Source organism: Desulfosarcina ovata subsp. ovata (genome assembly GCF_009689005.1).
In the GTDB taxonomy this organism is placed as follows: domain Bacteria; phylum Desulfobacterota; class Desulfobacteria; order Desulfobacterales; family Desulfosarcinaceae; genus Desulfosarcina; species Desulfosarcina ovata.
The window spans coordinates 6,313,761-6,331,722 of sequence record NZ_AP021879.1; the positions used below are offsets into that span (position 1 = coordinate 6,313,761).

The following is a 17,962-nucleotide window of genomic DNA, read 5'->3' on the forward strand; positions in this document are numbered from 1 at the left end:
ATCAAATGGGATACACTTACTCCCTGCCGTCCAGGGCGATGGCATGCTTTTTCATTTTTTTATAGAGCAGGGTGCGGTGAATGCCCAGCAGGGCCGCGGCCTTGACTTTGTTGTTCCCGGATTTTTTCAGGGCGGCGACAATGGCCGCTTTCTCCGCATCGGCTTGAATCTGGTGGATCGGGGCCGTGCCCGCATCGGCGGGCATGGCCGCTTTTGGCCTGAGCCCAACGGGCAGATCTCCCGGTTCGACGGTTTCCCCACCCATGGTGGCCAGGGCACGGTCGAGAACATTGGAAAGCTCGCGGACATTGCCCGGCCACGAATGGCTGAGCAGGGCATCAACCGCCGCCGGGCTGATTCCGATTTCAGAGTTACCGGTCTGCTGCGATGAACGCCGCAGCAGGTGCCGGGCGATGGGCACGATATCCTCCGTCCGTGCCCTCAGCGGTGGGATGCTCAATGAGATGACATTCAGCCGGTAATAAAGATCCCGGCGGAAGCCGCCTTCCCTGATCCGTCGCTCCAGGTTCTGGTTGGTGGCGGCAATAATCCTGAAATCGGATTGCATCACGGTGTTTCCACCGACCCGTTCAAAGACCTTTTCCTCGAGCACGCGCAACAATTTGGGCTGCATGTCAAGGGGCAGGTCGCCGATTTCGTCCAAAAAAATCGACCCATGGTGGGCCAGTTCGAACTTTCCCGGTTTGCCTGCCGATCGGGCACCGGTGAAAGCACCGCGATCATAACCGAACAGCTCGGCCTCCAAAAGGTCCTTGGGAATGGCGGCACAATTGATCCGGACGAAAGGGTGAATCGCCCGGAGACTGGCATGGTGGATGCCTTGGGCAAAAAGTTCCTTTCCCGTTCCACTCTCCCCGACGATCAGCACCGGATAGTCGTTTGTTGCCGCCATCAGGGCATCCTGTTTCAGTTCGGCGATGGTGCGACTGTTGCCGATAATACTATCCAGGGTGTAATGGGTGGATCGAAGGGTGACCAATCCCTTCTTGTAGCGTTTGAGCTGGGATTCGAGATCGTACATCCGCTTGGCCAGCTTGACCATCTCGCCGACATCCTGAAACATGACCAGACCGAATGCGGCAATCACGCGTCCCTCTTTTTTTATGGGAAACCGGTAGACCACAATGTTTTGTCCACGGATCATCTGCATGTGATTGATTTCAGGCCGTCCGGTGCGGGCAACAATATGCATGCGGCTGCTTTCCACCAGATCGGTGCAGTGCTTGCCGATACAGTCGGCAACGGAAACGCCCAGAAAATCCGCATACGGTTTGTTCAAATGGGTGACGATGCCTTTGGTATCGGTTACAATGGCCCCGTTGTGAATGCTGTCGAATATCAGCCCAAACAGTTCCAGTTGCTCCTGGAGATATTGAAGGTCACCGGGTCGCGGTTTTGCCATTGACCGTCCCCTTTTTTCTGCTGGCGTGGCTAAAATAGATTATGTATCCAATCGACGACATGTCGCCATATTGATACACATAAAATGATTGCCTGTCCAGACTTTCCCTGTCAGCGGGCATTCGTGGATTGACAAAAGCGCTTTTTCTCTATAGGAAAAAGAGGCTTAAATGAGAGGTTAACAGCGACATCCGCGTGCTTGTACCGGACCCTTCCCAAAGGAGCCCTGCTTATGGAACCAAAGAACCTGATGGTGATCAACGGCAACGAACTTCCCTTTGAAACAGGGGAGACCATTCTTGATGTGGCCCGACGCGGGAACATCGATATCCCCACCTTGTGCCATCTCAAAGGAACCACGCCGACCGGGGCATGCCGGATCTGTGTGGTGGAGGTGGAGGGTGCCAGCACCCTGTTGCCGGCCTGTTCCACACCGGCGTCCGCCAACATGGTGGTGCGCACCGAGTCCCCGGAGGTGGTGGCCGCGCGCAGAGAAATCCTGCGCCTGATGCTATCTTCGGGCAATCACAACTGCGCCGTTCGTGGCCGGGATGACGGGGATTTCACCCAGTTTCAGCTGGGGGTGGAGCGCGCCGACGGAAGCGATGCCCTCTGTCCGGTGTGGGGCGACTGCCGGCTTCAGGATTTGGCTTACCGCTACCAGGTGACCGGCGAGGGGTTTGAAGGCACGCCAGAGAAATATCCCATGGAAACGGTCAACCCCTTCATCGTGCGCGACTTTTCGCGCTGCATTCTCTGCGGCCGCTGTGTTCAGGCCTGCAACGAGGTGCAGGTGAACAATGCGATCAGCTTCGGCTACCGCGGAGCGGCCACCAAAATCATCGCCGCCGGCGACCGGCCCTTGAAAGACTCCGACTGTGTGTTCTGCGGCGAATGCGTGCAGGCGTGTCCGGTGGGCGCACTGGTGGAAAAGGACGTGCGCTACCAGGTACGTCCCTGGGAGGTCGAAAAGGTTCGTACCACTTGCAGTTACTGTGGGGTGGGCTGCCAGCTCTACCTGCACGTCAAGGACAACCGGGTGGTCAAGGTGACCGGCGTGGACGAGGCCCCCAACCACGGCAGCCTGTGCGTCAAGGGACGCTTCGGCTACAATTTCATTGGCAGCCCGGAGCGGCTGACCGACCCGCTGATCAAGGAGAATGGAGAGTTCCGCAAGGCCAGCTGGGATGAAGCCCTGGATCTGGTGGCCGAGCGGCTGGGAACCATTCGCGACACCCACGGCAGCGACAGCCTCGGGGTGCTCACCTCGGCGCGCGTGACCAACGAGGAGAACTACATTGCCCACAAGTTTACCCGGGCGGTGCTGAAAACGAATAACATCGACCATTGCGCCCGGCTCTGACATAGCTCCACAGTGGCCGGGCTGGCCGCAGCGTTTGGAAGTGGCGCAATGACCAACACCATCGGCGATATCGAAGAAGCCGATGTGATCCTCATTGTCGGTTCCAATACTACCGAGAACCATCCGGTGATCTCTACATTTGTGAAACGGGCCGTGACCCGTCGGGGGGCCAAGCTTATTGTGGTGGATCCGCGGCGGATCAAGATGACCGAGTTTGCCGAGCAGTGGATTCGGCCCAACCTGGGTACGGATGTCGCCTGGATCAACGGCATGATGCACGTGATCATCAAAGAAGATCTTCACGACAAGGCCTTTGTCGAGCAGCGTACCGAGAATTTCGAGGCCATGAAGGCCGTTGTTGAGAAATACACGCCGGAATATGTCGAAACGATTGCCGGTATCCCGGCCGAGCAGTTGATCACCGCAGCAAGGCTTTATGCAGGGGCGCCGGCCGGCAGCATCCTTTACTGCATGGGCATCACCCAGCACACCACGGGAACGGACAATGTCAAATCCCTGGCCAACCTGGCCATGCTGTGCGGCAACATGGGCATTCGCGGCGGCGGGGTCAACCCGTTGCGCGGGCAGAACAATGTTCAGGGCGCCTGCGACTTGGGCGGGCTGCCCAATGTGCTCACCGGCTATCAGACGGTGGACAATCTCGACGCCATCGGGAAGATAGAGCGGGCCTGGAACGTGACCGGCTTGCCCACCACGCCCGGGCTCAAGGTCACGGACATGGTGCCGATGGCCGGCACCGGCGAAATCAAGGCCCTGTATATCATCGGAGAGAATCCGCTGGTCTCCGATCCCGACCTGAACCACGCCGAACACTGTTTCGAGCATCTCGATTTCCTGGTGGTGCAGGATATCTTTCTCACCGAAACCGCGAAGATGGCCGATGTGGTGCTGCCCTCCAAATGTTTTGCCGAAAAAGACGGCACCTTTTCCAATACCGAGCGGCGGGTGCAGCGGGTTCGCCAGGCAGTCAACCCGCCGGGTTTGGCCAAGGACGACTGGAAGATCACCTGCGAGATTGCCACCCGCATGGGGTACGCCATGTCCTATAAGGACAGCGAGACCATTTTCAACGAACTGGCCAGTCTGACCCCCTCCTACGCGGGGATCAGCTATCCCCGCATCGAACAGGTGGGCATCCATTGGCCCTGTCCGACTCCTGAACATCCGGGGACGCCGATTCTGCATGGTGCCCAATTCACCCGGGGTAAGGGCCTGTTTCACGATCTCGAATGGAAGGCTCCGGCAGAGGTGGCCGATGACGACTATCCACTCTATCTGACCACCGGCCGGGTGATCTACCATTACCATACCGGCACCATGACCATGAAGACTGATGGGCTCAACGAACGGGCACCGGAATCCTTTGTGGAGATCACCCAAAGTGATGCGGTGGGCATGGGGATTGCGGATGGTGATCGGGCGACCATTACTTCACGGCGCGGGCAGATCAAGGTCCGGGTGCATGTTTCACCCAAGGCCGTGGAAGGCACTGTTTTCATTCCCTTCCACTTTGCAGAAGCTGCGGCCAACAAACTGACCAACGCGGCCTTGGATCCCGTCTGCGGAATCCCGGAGTTCAAGGTGTGTGCGGTGAAGGTCTCCAAGGCCGCATAAGAGAAGATCTTAGATTTAACGAAACGGACGGGGAAAGGATATCCCGTCCGTTTTTTTATCGGGATCGGATAAAAAAACCGGCTCCCCAAATGGAGAGCCGGTTTTGTTTGTCGCTTGCCCGGGATGAATCAGAAATTGGACGATTCGGGGTGGAACACATTCACCTCTTTGAGATCGTCTCCCAGGTATTCGCGTTCGTTGGGACCGAGGATGCCCAGGGAGAGGCAGATCAGGGTCCACAGGTGGACGGTCTGCCAAGGGTGCCCCAACTGATCGCTCAGGTCATGAACCTGGGCATGGCAGTTGTGGCAGGGGGTGATGGCGTAAGCCGCCTTGGTCGCCAGGATCTGATCGGCCTTGAGCTTGCCGTAGGCCCGTCGTTCGTCCGGATAGCCGGACTGCAGGAAACCGCCGCCTCCACCGCAGCAGAAGTTGTTGGACCGGTTGGGATACATGTCGACGAAATTCTCTTCACCGACCACGGATTTGACCACGAAACGCAGATCTTCGGCCACGGGGTCGCCGAAGCTCTTGCGCACCAGCTGGCAGGGATCCTGGACGGTGAACTTGATCTTAAGATCCTTGTTCCAGTCGGAACTGACCTTCAGTTTGCCCTCGCGGATCCACTGGGCGTAGTATTGAATGATGCTTTTGACTTCGAAGTTGGGTTCGAGGTTGAATTTTTTCAGTCCGGCCCGGACTGCAAAGAGTTCGTGCCCTCACTCCGTATTGAGCCAGACCTTGCAGCCCAGGTCCTCTACCGCCTTTTTTTTCACTTCGACGATGTGCTTCCAGCTTTCGTCGTCACCCAGGAACATGCAGTAGTTCTCTGCCGCCCACCCTTTGGTGCCATAGGTCCAGTCGGCACCGACGAGGTGCAGGATCTTCCACAGGGGCACCATCTCGTCCGGCTCGGTAACCGGTTCGCGCGAATTCTGATTGAGGAAGAATTCGGCACCCTGTTTGTTGACCGGCGCCTGCATCTCAGCGAACTCGGGTTGGGCTTCCTGGTACTCTTCGAGAACATCCTCGACGACGAACTGGAAATCTTCTTCCGTAGCACCCATGGCGCTGCAGGTGTCATTGCGCAGGGCCACGTCGCAGGACCCGAGGATCCCCTTGGGCCGCTGGTCACGGGGCCACTGGGCCCGTGCATTGAAAACCAGTTGCGGGATGTCGATTTTCATGGGGCAGACATAAATGCAGCGCTGGCACATGCTGCACATCCAGATCCATTTGGTGCTCAGGACTGCTTCGTCCATGCCCAGAGCCGCCATGCGTAAAAATTTCCGGGGATCCATTCCCTCCAGACCCGTTGCCGGACAGCCTGATGAGCAGGCGCCGCAGGTCAGGCACAAGTTCAGGTTTCCCCCCTCGGGGAGGATCTCCTTTACCTTGTCGATGAAAACGGATCGTTTCTTGCCGCCGAGCTTGATCGCTTCATCAGCCATTTCTGTTATTTCCTCCGTTGTTGGTTTACCATCGACGATTCCATATTCGACAAAAATAGTCAAGTTTGTATTTATTGATAATTAAACGGCAAAATACAAGGAAAAAATATTTCAACGGCAGGGTGGTCGGTTGCCGGTTGCCACCGTCGAGTGAGCGGTGAGTGTGTTGGGGAGGGGGATCGGTTCGCCTGAAAAAAACGCGCGTTCCTGCAGTCTGAATCTGCAGGAACGCGCGTTATCGGGATTTCTTAGGATCGGAAATTTTATTAATTAAACGAAATTGCTTGTTCTTGCGCCCGTCTTCCGCGTTGCATCAATGGCCACATACTCCCGGTATGCAACCCTTGATGCGCCTTGAAGACGAACACAAGCCCGGCGCAATTACGTTCAATTAATTTCATCCCCGATCCTTAGCGGGGATTTATTTGGCTTTCAACTGGGCTTCCATGGCCATCACGATGGATGAGAAGTCAGCCCCCATATTCGATGCCGTGGTGGCGAAACAGATGCGTTCTTTTTCGACCCCGATGGCTTCAAGCATGTTCTGTGCATTGGCAGCACGCCAGCCGGCGTACAGGCTGCCCTTTTCCGACTTGCAGTTGCCGTTATGGCAGGCCATGATCACCACGCCGTCGGCGCCTTCGGCCAGGGCACGCATGACATAATCCACATCCACCTTGCCGGCACAGGGTACGGTAACGGTTTTCAGGCCCTCGGGCAGCGGCATGCCGAAGGATTCTGCCATCTTAGCGGCCTCGAGACCACTGTTCTGGCAGCAGAAGGCCACGATCGTGGGGGCATCGCCGGATTTTTCGGCTGCCGACCGGCTCACCGTCTCGATCATGGCCGCATCGTTGAATTCACCGATCTGGATGGCGTCCATGGGGCACTCCGAGGCGCAGATCCCGCAGCCCTGGCAGGCCACTTTGGAGATAACGGGTTTATTTTCCGCTTCCCAGTAAATGGCACCATGGGGGCAGCAGCGGTAGCAGGTGAGGCAGAAGGTGCATTTGCCCGTATCGATGACCGCCTTGTCGACCGGTACGCTGATGGTCCCGTCGCCCAGAAGGCCACGCACCCGCAGGGCGGCGTTTTCCGCGTCCATCAGGGCGCCGTAGCGTTTTTTCACCCGGCGGCTGCCGCCGACCACAAAGATGCCTTCGCGATTGGTCGAAACCGGGTAGCGGTGAACATTGTCGGTCTGCAGGAATCCCATGGGGCCCACATCGATTTTCAGCATGTCGGCCAGGGCGGCGTTGACCTCATCGGCACCGATGGCCTCTTCGACGACAACAATGTCCGGAGCCAGTTCCACATTGCGCTGCAGCACCGGATCCTCATAGGTGATCGAGAGGGCGGCGCCTTCCTGGGCCACCTGCGGCATGCCGGTCAGTTTGATATACATGGCGCCCTTGTCGCGGCACTCCAGGTAGAGTCGTTCCAGGCCGTCTTCGGCAACCTTCAGATCGCCGGCCAGAACGTAAGCGCTGGTGTCGGCCATGTTTTCCATGGCCAAAACGCTTTTCAGCACCCGTTCCAGCACCAGGGGATTGCCGTCCTGGGCCAGTCCCATGAGAAAGGCCACCGACTTGCCGGAAAAGGCGGCGGGATCCGTTTTCAGGGCGGCTTCCAGCTGGCTCTGGCTGAGCACCGTTTCGGAAAGGGTCAGACCATAGGCGTCGTTCATCGGGGAGGAGACCAGCTCCGAGGCCACGACAATGGCGCCTACCGATTTTTCGACAATGTCGTCATTGCCCGACAGCCACACCCGGAAGTCACCGGGAACGCCGGCGGCGCCATCCATGCGCGTGCCGGGCAGCATTTCGATCATCTCCGACCCGTTGACGGTTTCCATGAGCGCGTCCAGAGCCGCCTGCTCTTCACCGTCAACATCGGCCACACCCATACCGGCGGCAGCGCCCCCGTCAATGAGCACCACCTTGTATCCGCTGGCGGCAATTTCGGTGGCGGCTTTCGCGCCGGTCATGCCGGCACCCACCACCAGGACGTCGGTGGACAGGTTGATGGTTTCCATTTGCGTTTGTTCTGTCATGAGGCCCTCCCCAGATATTTCATCACTTCGCCGGCAGACTGACCTGCATGGACGATGGATTCGGCAATGGTTTTCGGTCCCGATGCGGTACCGGCCACAAAAACGCCTTCCTGGCCGGTGGTTACCCGGTTCAATTTCTCGGCGCAGGCAAAGAAACCGTCACCGTTCAGCGGCGCGCCGACCGTCTCGGCCAGGGCCGCGTTGTCGGCGGACGGCATAATGCCCACGGAGAGCACCACCAGATCGAACACCTCCTGGATGGCTTCACTGCTGCCTTCGGCAGCCATGAAGCGGGTACGGATGCGGTCGTCGTCGGTTTTATACATGTCCACGGGGATGTTGCGCACAAACGTCATTTCATCTTTGCACTGCTGGTAGAAAACAGGGAAATCGTTGCCCGTGTTCTGGATGTCCATGTAGAAAATGGTGATCTCCAGTTCCGGGTCCTTGTGTTTCATGGACTGGGCCGTTCGCAGGGCATAAGGGCAGCAGACCTGGCTGCACCACAGGTTGCCCAAACGCTCGTCGCGGCTGCCCACACACTGGATGAAGGCGACTTTCTTGGGCGGCTGACCGTCCGAGGGGCGCAGCACAACACCATTGGCGCGTTTGCCTTTTTCCAGATCCAGGCCGCTGATGACGTTATCCAGTTCATCGTAGCGATAGGTGGATTTGATGCGTGGATCAAAGGCGTTGAAACCGGTGGCCACGACCACGGCGTCCACCTCGAGGGCGTCCGCATTGCCGGTGGTTTCCGGATTGAGGCTGCCGTCGGCCTGATAAAATTTGGCGTTGTTCAGCGAGTAGCCCTTGACTGCCGTGCAACCCGCCGGGTTGGCCGTGTAGCCGTCCGCACAGGCCGCGGTGTCTTTGCTGACATCGCCTTTTTTCAAGCTGACCTTGAAATTGCCGTTTTTATTGATGCCGGTCACCTCTGTGGCCAGGTGGACGGAAATGGCCGGTTCGTTGACCACGTTCTTGAGCATTTTTTCCACGGCGCAGGCCCCGCACTGGCGGCATTCGTCCGTGGCTTTACAGGCGTACTGGATGGCGTGTCCGCCAAGGAAGTCGGCCTTTTCAACCAGCGCAACCTCTGCGCCAAGGCCGGCAAGCTCCCAGGCTGCCGTTAGACCGGCGATCCCGCCCCCAATGACCATGACTTTTTTCGATTCAGTACTCACGTGAAAACTCCTTTGGTGATCGTTGGTTGACAATGGATGGTCGGTAGTGATCAGACCACGGGTCTGGGCAGGACATTGGCGCGTTCGGCAATCTCCGGCACCTTGTGTTCCCATTCGATGGCCATGAGGTGAACGCCGGCGACGCCCTTCATCTCTTTGAACTCTTCGATCTGTTCGCAGGCGATTTTGATGCCTTCGTCAGCCACCTTCTTCTTGTCGACGCCCTGGAGGCGTTTGATGATTTCGTTGGGAACGTCCATGCCAGGTACCTTGAGCTGCATGTAGCGCGCCATACCGATGCTCTTCATGGGGGTCACGCCGGCGAGGATGTATACCTTCTCGGTAAGACCCATGTCGACGGCTTCCTTTACCCAGGTGCGCATCCGTTCCATATTGAAGATACACTGGGTCTGGACGAAATCCACGCCGGCGGCCACTTTTTTGGCCAGGCGGTGCACCCGCCACTCGTGGGGTTCGGCAAAGGGGTTGGCGGCGCCGCCGATAAACAGTTTCGGGGGGCCGTCGATATCGGCACCGCCCAGGAATTTGGCCTCGTCACGCATTTTTTTCACCGTGCCGATGAGCTGGGTGGAATCGATATCGAAAACACCCTTGGACTGAGGGTGGTCGCCGAACTGCTGGTGGTCGCCGGACAGGCAGAGCATGTTGCGGATGCCCAGTGCCGAGGCACCGAGAATGTCGGCCTGCATGGCCAGCCGGTTGCGGTCGCGGCAGACCATCTGGTAGTTGGGTTCCAGTCCCTCTTCAATGGCGATCAGCGAGGCCGCCCAACTGGACATCCGCACCATGGCGGTCTGGTTGTCGGTGATATTGACGGCATCCACATTGCCGACCAACGGTTTTGCCTTTTCGCGCACCGCCTCTACGTTGGATCCGCGGGGCGGACCCAGTTCTCCGGTGAAGGCAAAATGACCGGCGCGCAATATTTTTTCCAGATTGCTTCCTGATTTCATGTAGTAATCCCTCTATTTGCGATTGACATGTTCCATGTTGGTGTTTCGTTGCCGCGCCGCTTCAGCTACTTGATCCCCAATGCGGTCAGGCGCTCTTGATAACCCGGTTGGACGATGGTCCGCGGCGTCTGGTTGCGCCAGTCGTTGGCCGGGCAGATTTCCAGGATATTGGCCAGGCGGTTCTGTTTGGCCAGGCGTTCGTGGATTTTGTACCAGGCACAAGGCTGGTCGCTGTTGATTTCACAGCTGCCCTTGTTGGTCCCCCCACAGGGACCGTTGAAAAGGCCCTTGGCGCACATGGTTACCGGGCAGATGCCGGCGGTCATTCCCAGTACACAAGTACCGCAGGCCCGGCATTTTTCCTCGTACCATCCCACTTCCCGGTTGACGCCGATAAAGGAGGTATTCACCGCCGGAAATACGGGGATTTCAGGAAACCGTTCGGCCAGGAACTGAATGCCGGCGCCACAGGCCATGGAGATGAGCGCATCGTATTCATCCACCACACCGTCCAGTTCCTCCAGAAATTCCATGTCGCATTGCCGCTCCACCGTCATCGCGCCGGTTTCGATGGGATCGCCCTCCATGCGACGGGCAATTTTCAGTTCGGAGTTGAGCACCCCGACCTCCTTCTCTCCGCCTGCCAGGCATACCGCCACGCAGGTGCCGCATCCCACGGTGAGGACTTTTTTAAAGTCTTTCACCATGGCCCTGATCTCTTCAATGGGCTTTCGTTCCGCAACAATCATTTGACATTCCTCCTGTTTGTCATGGCACGGGGTCGTTGCCATGCTGGGTGATACACCGCACGCATGATGTAAAAAGGGGCGAGCGTGAAATGTAAGGGTGAGCCAAAAAACGAAATTAAGCAGAGCGAAGCAATTCTGTCAATATATAAAGGATTCATTATAAAATCTGGGCCCCAATCAGCTGTTTGGAGGGATTTGCAAACCGTTAAATGAATATCCCTTCATTTTTTTGGCGGGCTGCGTGGCATTTCCTTGCAGGCGGTGGCCCGGTTTGGGACTCAAAACAGATCAATGCGCTATTATTCGAGCTGGTTAAATAGCGCGCGGATCCCGCTTTTTTCAGCACGTGGCGGTTAACCCTTGACAGGCGCTTTTGGCCTCTGTTAGATATGAATGAATGTTCATTCATATTTGATCGAGAGGTTTATTATCGCAAAAAAGAAAAATACCGACAAATACCAGCGCATCCTGGACGCCGCCATCAAGGTTTTTGCCGAGCAGGGCTTCTTTCAGTCGACCATCGCCCAGATCGCCAAGGCGGCCGGCGTTGCAGATGGAACGATTTATCTTTATTTCAAGAACAAAGACGATATTCTGGTTCAATTTTACCAATATAAGACGCGCCAGATTTTTGAACGGTTCCGCGACGTGGTCAACCGATCGAAAACTGCGGAAGAGAAGCTTCGCTGCCTGATCCGGGTCCACCTCCAGGAATTCCAGAAGGATCGCAACATGGCCATCGTCTACCAGGCCGAGACCCATCAGTATTACCGCCGCAATGACGAAAACCTCAAAGAGATGTCCAAAATGTACCGGGATATCATTTCGGAGGTGGTGGAACTGGGACAGGAAGAGGGGGCCATCCGCAAAGATCTCTACATGGGGTTGGTCAAACGGTTTATCAACGGTGCGGTGGACGAAGTGATCAATTCGTGGATCCATGCCGGCGGGCAATATGATCTGGTAACCATGGCCGATCCGCTGGTGGATCTTTTCATCAGCGGTATCGGGGGTTGCCGCAATACCGGATCAACAGGCGACCATCCAACCGGATAGCGCCGTATGCCCGGGACGTTCCGGCACGCCGTCCGCCATAATTCTGCCATAATAAGGAGAATCATACCATGGCACAAGTAATTGCTGATCGAAGAGACGTCGATTTCGTGCTGCATGAACAACTGATCGTCGATGGGTTGAGCAAACATCCCAAGTATGCCGAATTCGGAAAAAAAACCATCGACATGATCGTCAGCGAGGCCCGCAATCTGGCGATCAAGGAGATCCTGCCAACCTTCAGGGAGGGAGACGAACAGGGGTGTCGGTTTGATAATGGCCAGGTATCCGTGCCGGAGAGTTTCAAACGCGCCTACGATCTCTTTGTCGAAGGAGAATGGCTGGCCATGCCCGAAGATCCGGCCTACGGCGGGCAGGGGATGCCCAGGACGGTGGCCCTGGCTGCCGGTGACTATTTCAATGGTGCCAACTGCGCGTTTATGATGTATCCGGGCCTGACCCACGGGGCGGCCCTGCTGGTGGAGGCGTTTGGTACCGAACGGCAGAAGAAACGGTTCCTCAAAAACATGTTTACCGGCAAATGGACCGGCACCATGCTGCTCACCGAACCCGAAGCCGGCTCCGACGTGGGCAACCTCTCCACCAGCGCCAAAAAGAATCCCGACGGCACTTATTCCATTACCGGCAGCAAGATTTTTATTTCCGCCGGTGAACACGACATGGTCGAAAACATCGTCCATCCGGTACTGGCCCGAATCGAAGGCGCGCCGGCGGGCACCCGGGGAATTTCGCTGTTTCTGGTCCCTAAGTATCGGGTGGCCGACGACGGCAGCCTGGGGGAATTCAACGATGTGGTCTGCACCGGGATCGAACATAAGATGGGCATCAACGGCAACGCCACCTGTTCACTGACCCTGGGCGGCAAAGGCAATTGTGTGGGGGAGCTGTTGGGGGAGGAGAACAAGGGCATGCGCGCCATGTTTCTGATGATGAACGAAGCGCGCCTGCTGGTGGGGATGCAGGGGTTCTGCTGCGCCAGTGCGTCCTACATGAACGCAGTCAACTACGCCCGGGAGCGCGTTCAGGGCAAGAACCTGCTGCAGATGATGGATCCCGATGCGCCGTCGGTGCCGATCATCCAGCATCCGGATGTGCGTCGGATGCTGATTTCCATGAAAGCCTATGTGGAAGGCATGCGCAGCCTGCTTTATTACGCCGGTTTTCTCACCGACCGGATCGCGGTCAGCGACGATGAGGCCGAAAAGGCACGGCTCCAGGGAATGATCGATATTTTGATCCCCATCTGCAAAGGGTATGTGACCGACAGGGCCTTCGACGTCTGCAGCACGGGGGTTCAGGTTTACGGCGGGTACGGATTCATCCGGGAGTACCCCCAGGAGCAGCTCCTGCGGGATTGCCGCATCACCATGATCTACGAAGGCACCAACGGAATCCAGGCCATGGATCTGCTGGGCCGAAAGCTGGGGATGAACAAGGGCAAGCCGATCATGGACCTGATGGGAGAGATCCAAAAGACGCTCGCCCAGGCCAAAGCCATCGACGAACTTGCCGATTTTGCCGCACGCCTGGAAAAGGCCCTTAACCGGCTGGCCGAAGTGGCCATGCATCTGGGGGCCACCGCCATGTCCCCCAAAGTGATGAATGCCTTTGCCTTCGCCCACCCGTTCATGGAAGCCGCCGGTGATGTGGTCATGGCCTGGATGCTGCTCTGGCGGGCGGTGATCGCCGCCACCCAGCTGGAGAAGGGGGCCAAGAAAAAGGATCAGCATTTCTATGAAGGGCAGATCAAAAGCGCCCATTATTTTACCCAGGCCGTTCTTCCCGTGACCATGGGCAAGATGGACGCCATCATGACCACCTGTACCGCTGCCGTTGAGATCTCCGAAGATGCCTTTGGCGGCAAATAAGCCCTGTTAAACGCCGGGGCGAGAGGCCATAAAAACGGGGAGCCGATTCAAACCGGTTCCCCGCTTTTGCTTTTATTGGCGTTTTTCCAGTTCCATGGCCCGAAGATCCTTTTTCAGCACTTTGCCCACATTGGTTTTGGGAAGTTCTTTGCGAAACTCGATCTCCGCCGGCCATTTGTATTTGGCCAGTTTCCCCTGGCAGTAAGTCATCAGTTCTTCGGCCGTGGCCGTCTTCCCCTCCTTGAGGACCACAAATACCTTGATCAATTCACCGCGTTTGGCATGTGGCAGCCCGATTACCGAGGCTTCCATCACCTTGGGATGTTCAAAAAAGACCTCTTCGATGTCCCGCGGATAGACGTTGTATCCGCTGGAAAGAATCATGTCCTTCTTGCGGTCGACAATATAGAAATAGCCGTCGTCATCCATCTTGGCGATATCTCCGGTGTGCAGCCAGCCGTCGGTGATCGTTTCAGCAGTGGCGTCGGGGCGCTTCCAGTAGCCTTTCATGATCTGCGGGCCCCTGATGAAAAGTTCACCACTTTCCCCCACAGGCACGTCGCTAAGGCCGTCTTTCAAGCTGACGATGCGGCACTCGGTGTCGGGGATGGGCAGCCCGATGCTGCCGACCTTGCGCCGGCCCTTGAACGGATTGACGTGGGTTACCGGACAGGATTCGGTCAATCCGTAGCCTTCGACGATGATCGACCCGGTTTTTTCCTCGAATTTGTTGATCACTTCAACGGGCAAGGGGGCGCTTCCGGAGAAGCAGCCCTTAATGGAGGTCAGGTCGGTTTCCCCGATATCGGGATGCTCGAGCATACCGATGTACATGGTGGGAACCAGTGGGGCGAACGTTGGTTTGAACTTGCTGATCGCCTCGAGCAATTGCGGGGGTTGGGGCTTGGGGACCAGGATGTTTCCCCAGCCGGTGTAAATGGCCAGATTCATGCTTGTCGACAGGCCGAAGACATGAAAAAAAGGCAGGGCGCCAAGCATGATTTCGTTGCTGTCGAAGGTGGGAAACCAGGCCATGATATGCTGGATCTGTTTGCTCAGGTTGCCGTGGGTCAGCATGACCCCCTTGGAAACACCGGTTGTTCCGCCGGTATACTGGTACATGGCCACGTCATCAAAAGCGAGCGTCACCGCCGGTGGCGTGGCAGGATAGCGGGCCAGCACCTTTTTCCAGCGATACACGTCCTTGGCCGGTTTGACATCGGCGGCGAGTTTCTTTTTTTTGCCGACCAGCGGGAAAAGCAGGTTTTTCGGAAACGGCAGATAGTCACCGATGCTGGTGTAGATGATTTTTTGGATTTGCGTCACGGGCCGCAGATCGATCATCCGATTGGTCAACAGGTCCAGGGTGATCAGCATTTTGGATTCGGAATCGGTAAACTGATGTTCCAGTTCTCGGTCCGTGTAAAGCGGGTTGTTCATCACGGCAATGGCGCCGATGCGCAAAATGGCGTAGTAAGCCACCACGCAGGGGATCACGTTGGGCAACAGAATCGCTACACTGTCCCCCTTGCGGATCCCGAAATCGGCCAGACCGGTGGCAAATCGATCGACCATGGCGTTCAATTGCTTGAACGTGATCCGGTAACCCTGAAAGGTCAGTGCCATTTTGTCGGGGAATCGGCTGGCAGAACGCTTCAGGCAGTCGGGCAGGCAGATGGATTCGTATTTCACGTGTTCGGGAACGCCGGCTTCGTAGTGGCTCAACCAAGGTTTGGTGCGGTAAGGATTGTCTGTTGTCACGGCACTCTCCTTTTTCCTTGTTTTTCGTTGGCGTTCGTAATAAGTGAAAATCTTCTTGCCTGAATATCCGCGGTGCAAAAACGGCCGTTTTTTCCACCGCCGGGGTGTTGCCACCGCATTACATGAGATGAAACGCCTGTCATGCTATTCTTGACAGGAAACAACGGGCTTAGTAAGGACTGAATGAGTACTCATTCATTTTTATTCATTTTATTATGAAACCGAAGGGAGAGCAAGAGTAAAACATGGAAACCGCGTTGATCGCTCCAGCCGAGTATGTCTTTCTTTTTATCCCCACGGTCCTTTTTTCATTACTGATACCTGTCGTGGGGATTGCCGTATTCACCTACATCATGGCCCTGCGGGCGGCCCCGTTGGTCAAAGCAGCCCCGGACAAGCGTTTTGACCGCATCCCGCAGCGTATTTTCAATGTGTTCAAGATCTGGCTGGGCCAGTACCGCCAGCCGCGTTACCGCGTTGCCGGCGTAGTTCACATCATCATCTTCGCCGGGTTTCTGGTGCTGAGCGTCCGGTCGACGTCACTGGTGATCATCGGCCTGTCCGAGGATTTTGTGCTGCCCGGGTTTGGCGGCGTCATCGGCGACATTTACAATGTTCTCAAGGATTACGCGGCCACGGCCGTACTGGTGGCCTGCTGCATCGCCGCCTGGCGCCGGGCCGTGGTCAAGCCGGAGAGGTACAAAGTGCCGGCCAAGTACGGCCATGATCACACGGCCGAGGCGCTGTTTGTACTGGGCCTGATCTCGACCCTGATGATTTCCGAGAGCCTGTTCGAGGCCAGCAGCGTGGCGGCCAACGCCCAGTCGGGGCTGCACGCCGAGTTCCTGGCGCCCCTGAGCTTGGTCTGGTTGTTCAAGAATTTTCTGATGTTCTCCTCGGAAGGGACCCTGCAGGCGATCCACATCATCGCCTACTATATTCACGACTTGACCTTCTTCTTTTTCCTCTGTTTTTTGCCTCTGGGCAAGCACTTTCACGTGATCACCTCGATATTCAACGTCTTTTTCATGCGTATCGACCGGGGGAACATCAAACCGGTGCGTCACGGCATCAAGGCGGAGGAACTGGACGACCTGGAATCCTTCGGGGTGAAAAAGATCGAAGATTTTACCTGGAAGCATCTTCTGGATTTTTATTCGTGTGCCGACTGCGGGCGCTGCTCGGACAACTGCCCGGCCAACGCCGTGGGGCGGCCCCTGTCGCCGCGTTTCATTTCCATCAAGGGGCGCGACACGCTTTTCAAGAACTACCCCATCTACCCGTACGGATCGCCGTTCAAGAAGAGTGAACCCTTGATCGGCACGGTCTACGAGGAGGACGAGATCTGGTCATGCACGACCTGCGGGGCGTGTGAGCAGGAGTGTCCCATCGGCATCGAGTATATCGACAAGATCGTGGATCTGCGCCGCGGCATGGTGGACGAGGGGATGGTTCCCCAGAGCCTGCAGAAGCCGCTTAAGGCCCTTGAGAAGCGTGGCAACCCGTGGGGCAAGATGGAGAAGAAACGCGCCGAATGGACCAAGGATCTTCCCGAGGGTGTGACGGTGAAGGACCTGACCAAGGATTCGGCCGAGACGTTGTATTTTGTGGACAGCATCACCAGCTATGACGACCGCATGCAGGATCTGGGGCGGGCTACGGCGACGATCCTTTCGCGCGCGGGTGCGGACTTCGGTATCCTGGGCAAGGCGGAGAAGGACGCGGGCAACGAGATCCGGCGCTTTGGCGAAGAGATGCTCTTTCAGACCATGAAGGAGATGAACACCGATGCGATCACAGGCAGCGGTGTCAAGCAGATCGTCACGGCCGACCCGCACGCCTACAACGTGCTGAAGAACGACTACAGCGGGCTGCCGCCGGTGGAGCACATCAGCCAGTTCATCACCCGCAGCGTGCGATCGGGCGCCCTGAAGCTAACCGGCGCCAATGGGGACGGCAAGGTTTACACCTATCACGATCCCTGCTACCTGGGCCGCCACAACGACGTCTACGAGGATCCGCGGGAGGCGCTGGACGCCATTGCCGGTTTGAAGCGGGTGGAGATGGAGCGCAGCCGTGACCGTTCGTTCTGTTGCGGCGGCGGCGGGCTGATGCTGTTCTACGAACCCGAAGAGGAACAGCGCATGGGCGTTTTGCGGGTGGAGATGGCGGCCAAGGCCGGTGCCAACGTGATCGTGACGGCGTGCCCCTTCTGCCTGGTGAATATGGAGGATGCCATCAAGGTGGCCGGCCTGGAAGGGCAGATGGAGGCCATCGATCTGTCGGAGCTGATCGCCCAGCATATACAGTAGGAAATTATTAATTTTGAATGATGAATTTTGAATGAAGGCAGGCGGTCTCTTTTAAAATGAGAGAATCCATTCATTCAAAATTCAAAATTCAGCATTCATCATTGAGTTCTTTCAAGACA

At 56.9% G+C, this 17,962-nt stretch carries 11 protein-coding genes; 4 read left to right on the plus strand and 7 right to left on the minus strand.

Going from position 1 to position 17,962, the window contains the following annotated elements; translation table 11 throughout:
• Nucleotides 1–16 precede the first annotated feature (16 nt).
• The gene (locus tag GN112_RS27675) at nucleotides 17–1,423 is read right to left on the minus strand and encodes a sigma-54 interaction domain-containing protein (RefSeq protein ID WP_155313121.1); all 1,407 of its coding nucleotides are present in this window, start codon (nucleotides 1,421–1,423) and stop codon (nucleotides 17–19) included.
• Between the two features lie 231 nt (nucleotides 1,424–1,654).
• Between GN112_RS27675 and fdhF the strand changes: the two genes are divergently transcribed.
• Complete coding sequence (gene fdhF / locus GN112_RS27680; protein WP_155313122.1) at nucleotides 1,655–4,420, plus strand: formate dehydrogenase subunit alpha; 2,766 nt, start codon at nucleotides 1,655–1,657, stop codon at nucleotides 4,418–4,420.
• Between the two features lie 128 nt (nucleotides 4,421–4,548).
• On the opposite strand, the gene GN112_RS27685 is transcribed toward fdhF, so the two are convergent.
• The 5 genes from GN112_RS27685 to GN112_RS27705 form a co-directional block, all read right to left on the minus strand.
• Complete coding sequence (locus GN112_RS27685; RefSeq protein WP_155313123.1) at nucleotides 4,549–5,871, minus strand: (Fe-S)-binding protein; 1,323 nt, start codon at nucleotides 5,869–5,871, stop codon at nucleotides 4,549–4,551.
• A 421-nt stretch (nucleotides 5,872–6,292) separates the two neighbouring features.
• On the minus strand, nucleotides 6,293–7,924 hold the full coding sequence (locus GN112_RS27690; RefSeq protein WP_155313124.1) for a hydrogenase iron-sulfur subunit: 1,632 nt from the start codon (nucleotides 7,922–7,924) through the stop codon (nucleotides 6,293–6,295).
• A complete protein-coding gene (locus GN112_RS27695; RefSeq protein WP_331457548.1) occupies nucleotides 7,921–9,219 on the minus strand; it encodes an FAD-dependent oxidoreductase in 1,299 nt (432 codons plus the stop codon). The genes GN112_RS27690 and GN112_RS27695 overlap by 4 nt, the downstream gene beginning before the upstream one ends.
• The gene (locus GN112_RS27700) at nucleotides 9,156–10,079 is read right to left on the minus strand and encodes a methylenetetrahydrofolate reductase (RefSeq protein WP_155313126.1); all 924 of its coding nucleotides are present in this window, start codon (nucleotides 10,077–10,079) and stop codon (nucleotides 9,156–9,158) included. The genes GN112_RS27695 and GN112_RS27700 overlap by 64 nt, the downstream gene beginning before the upstream one ends.
• Before the next feature lie 65 nt (nucleotides 10,080–10,144).
• Entirely contained in the window at nucleotides 10,145–10,828 is a 684-nt protein-coding gene (locus GN112_RS27705) for a methylenetetrahydrofolate reductase C-terminal domain-containing protein (protein WP_155313127.1), read from the minus strand.
• A 393-nt stretch (nucleotides 10,829–11,221) separates the two neighbouring features.
• On the opposite strand from GN112_RS27705, the gene GN112_RS27710 reads away from it, so the two are divergent.
• A complete protein-coding gene (locus tag GN112_RS27710) occupies nucleotides 11,222–11,884 on the plus strand; it encodes a TetR/AcrR family transcriptional regulator (RefSeq protein ID WP_155313128.1) in 663 nt (220 codons plus the stop codon).
• 68 nt (nucleotides 11,885–11,952) lie between these two features.
• Nucleotides 11,953–13,770, plus strand: a complete 1,818-nt coding sequence (locus GN112_RS27715; RefSeq protein ID WP_155313129.1) for an acyl-CoA dehydrogenase — start codon at nucleotides 11,953–11,955, stop codon at nucleotides 13,768–13,770.
• Between the two features lie 72 nt (nucleotides 13,771–13,842).
• Here GN112_RS27715 and GN112_RS27720 read toward each other — a convergent pair whose 3' ends face one another.
• Nucleotides 13,843–15,531 carry a long-chain-fatty-acid--CoA ligase gene (locus GN112_RS27720; protein WP_155313130.1) on the minus strand — a complete coding sequence of 563 codons (1,689 nt, stop codon included), beginning with the start codon at nucleotides 15,529–15,531 and terminating at the stop codon, nucleotides 13,843–13,845.
• 245 nt (nucleotides 15,532–15,776) lie between these two features.
• On the opposite strand from GN112_RS27720, the gene GN112_RS27725 reads away from it, so the two are divergent.
• The gene (locus tag GN112_RS27725; RefSeq protein WP_155313131.1) at nucleotides 15,777–17,843 is read left to right on the plus strand and encodes a (Fe-S)-binding protein; all 2,067 of its coding nucleotides are present in this window, start codon (nucleotides 15,777–15,779) and stop codon (nucleotides 17,841–17,843) included.
• Nucleotides 17,844–17,962 lie beyond the last annotated feature (119 nt).

Coding starts and splice junctions, on each gene's coding strand:
- GN112_RS27675 (WP_155313121.1), bottom strand. CDS start 1,423: ATGGCAAAACCGCGACCCGGTGACCTTCAATATCTCCAGGAGCAACTG.
- GN112_RS27690 (WP_155313124.1), bottom strand. CDS start 7,924: ATGACAGAACAAACGCAAATGGAAACCATCAACCTGTCCACCGACGTC.
- GN112_RS27695 (WP_331457548.1), bottom strand. CDS start 9,219: ATGGGAACACAAGGTGCCGGAGATTGCCGAACGCGCCAATGTCCTGCC.
- GN112_RS27700 (WP_155313126.1), bottom strand. CDS start 10,079: ATGAAATCAGGAAGCAATCTGGAAAAAATATTGCGCGCCGGTCATTTT.
- GN112_RS27705 (WP_155313127.1), bottom strand. CDS start 10,828: ATGATTGTTGCGGAACGAAAGCCCATTGAAGAGATCAGGGCCATGGTG.
- GN112_RS27710 (WP_155313128.1), top strand. CDS start 11,222: ATGAATGTTCATTCATATTTGATCGAGAGGTTTATTATCGCAAAAAAG.
- GN112_RS27715 (WP_155313129.1), top strand. CDS start 11,953: ATGGCACAAGTAATTGCTGATCGAAGAGACGTCGATTTCGTGCTGCAT.
- GN112_RS27725 (WP_155313131.1), top strand. CDS start 15,777: ATGGAAACCGCGTTGATCGCTCCAGCCGAGTATGTCTTTCTTTTTATC.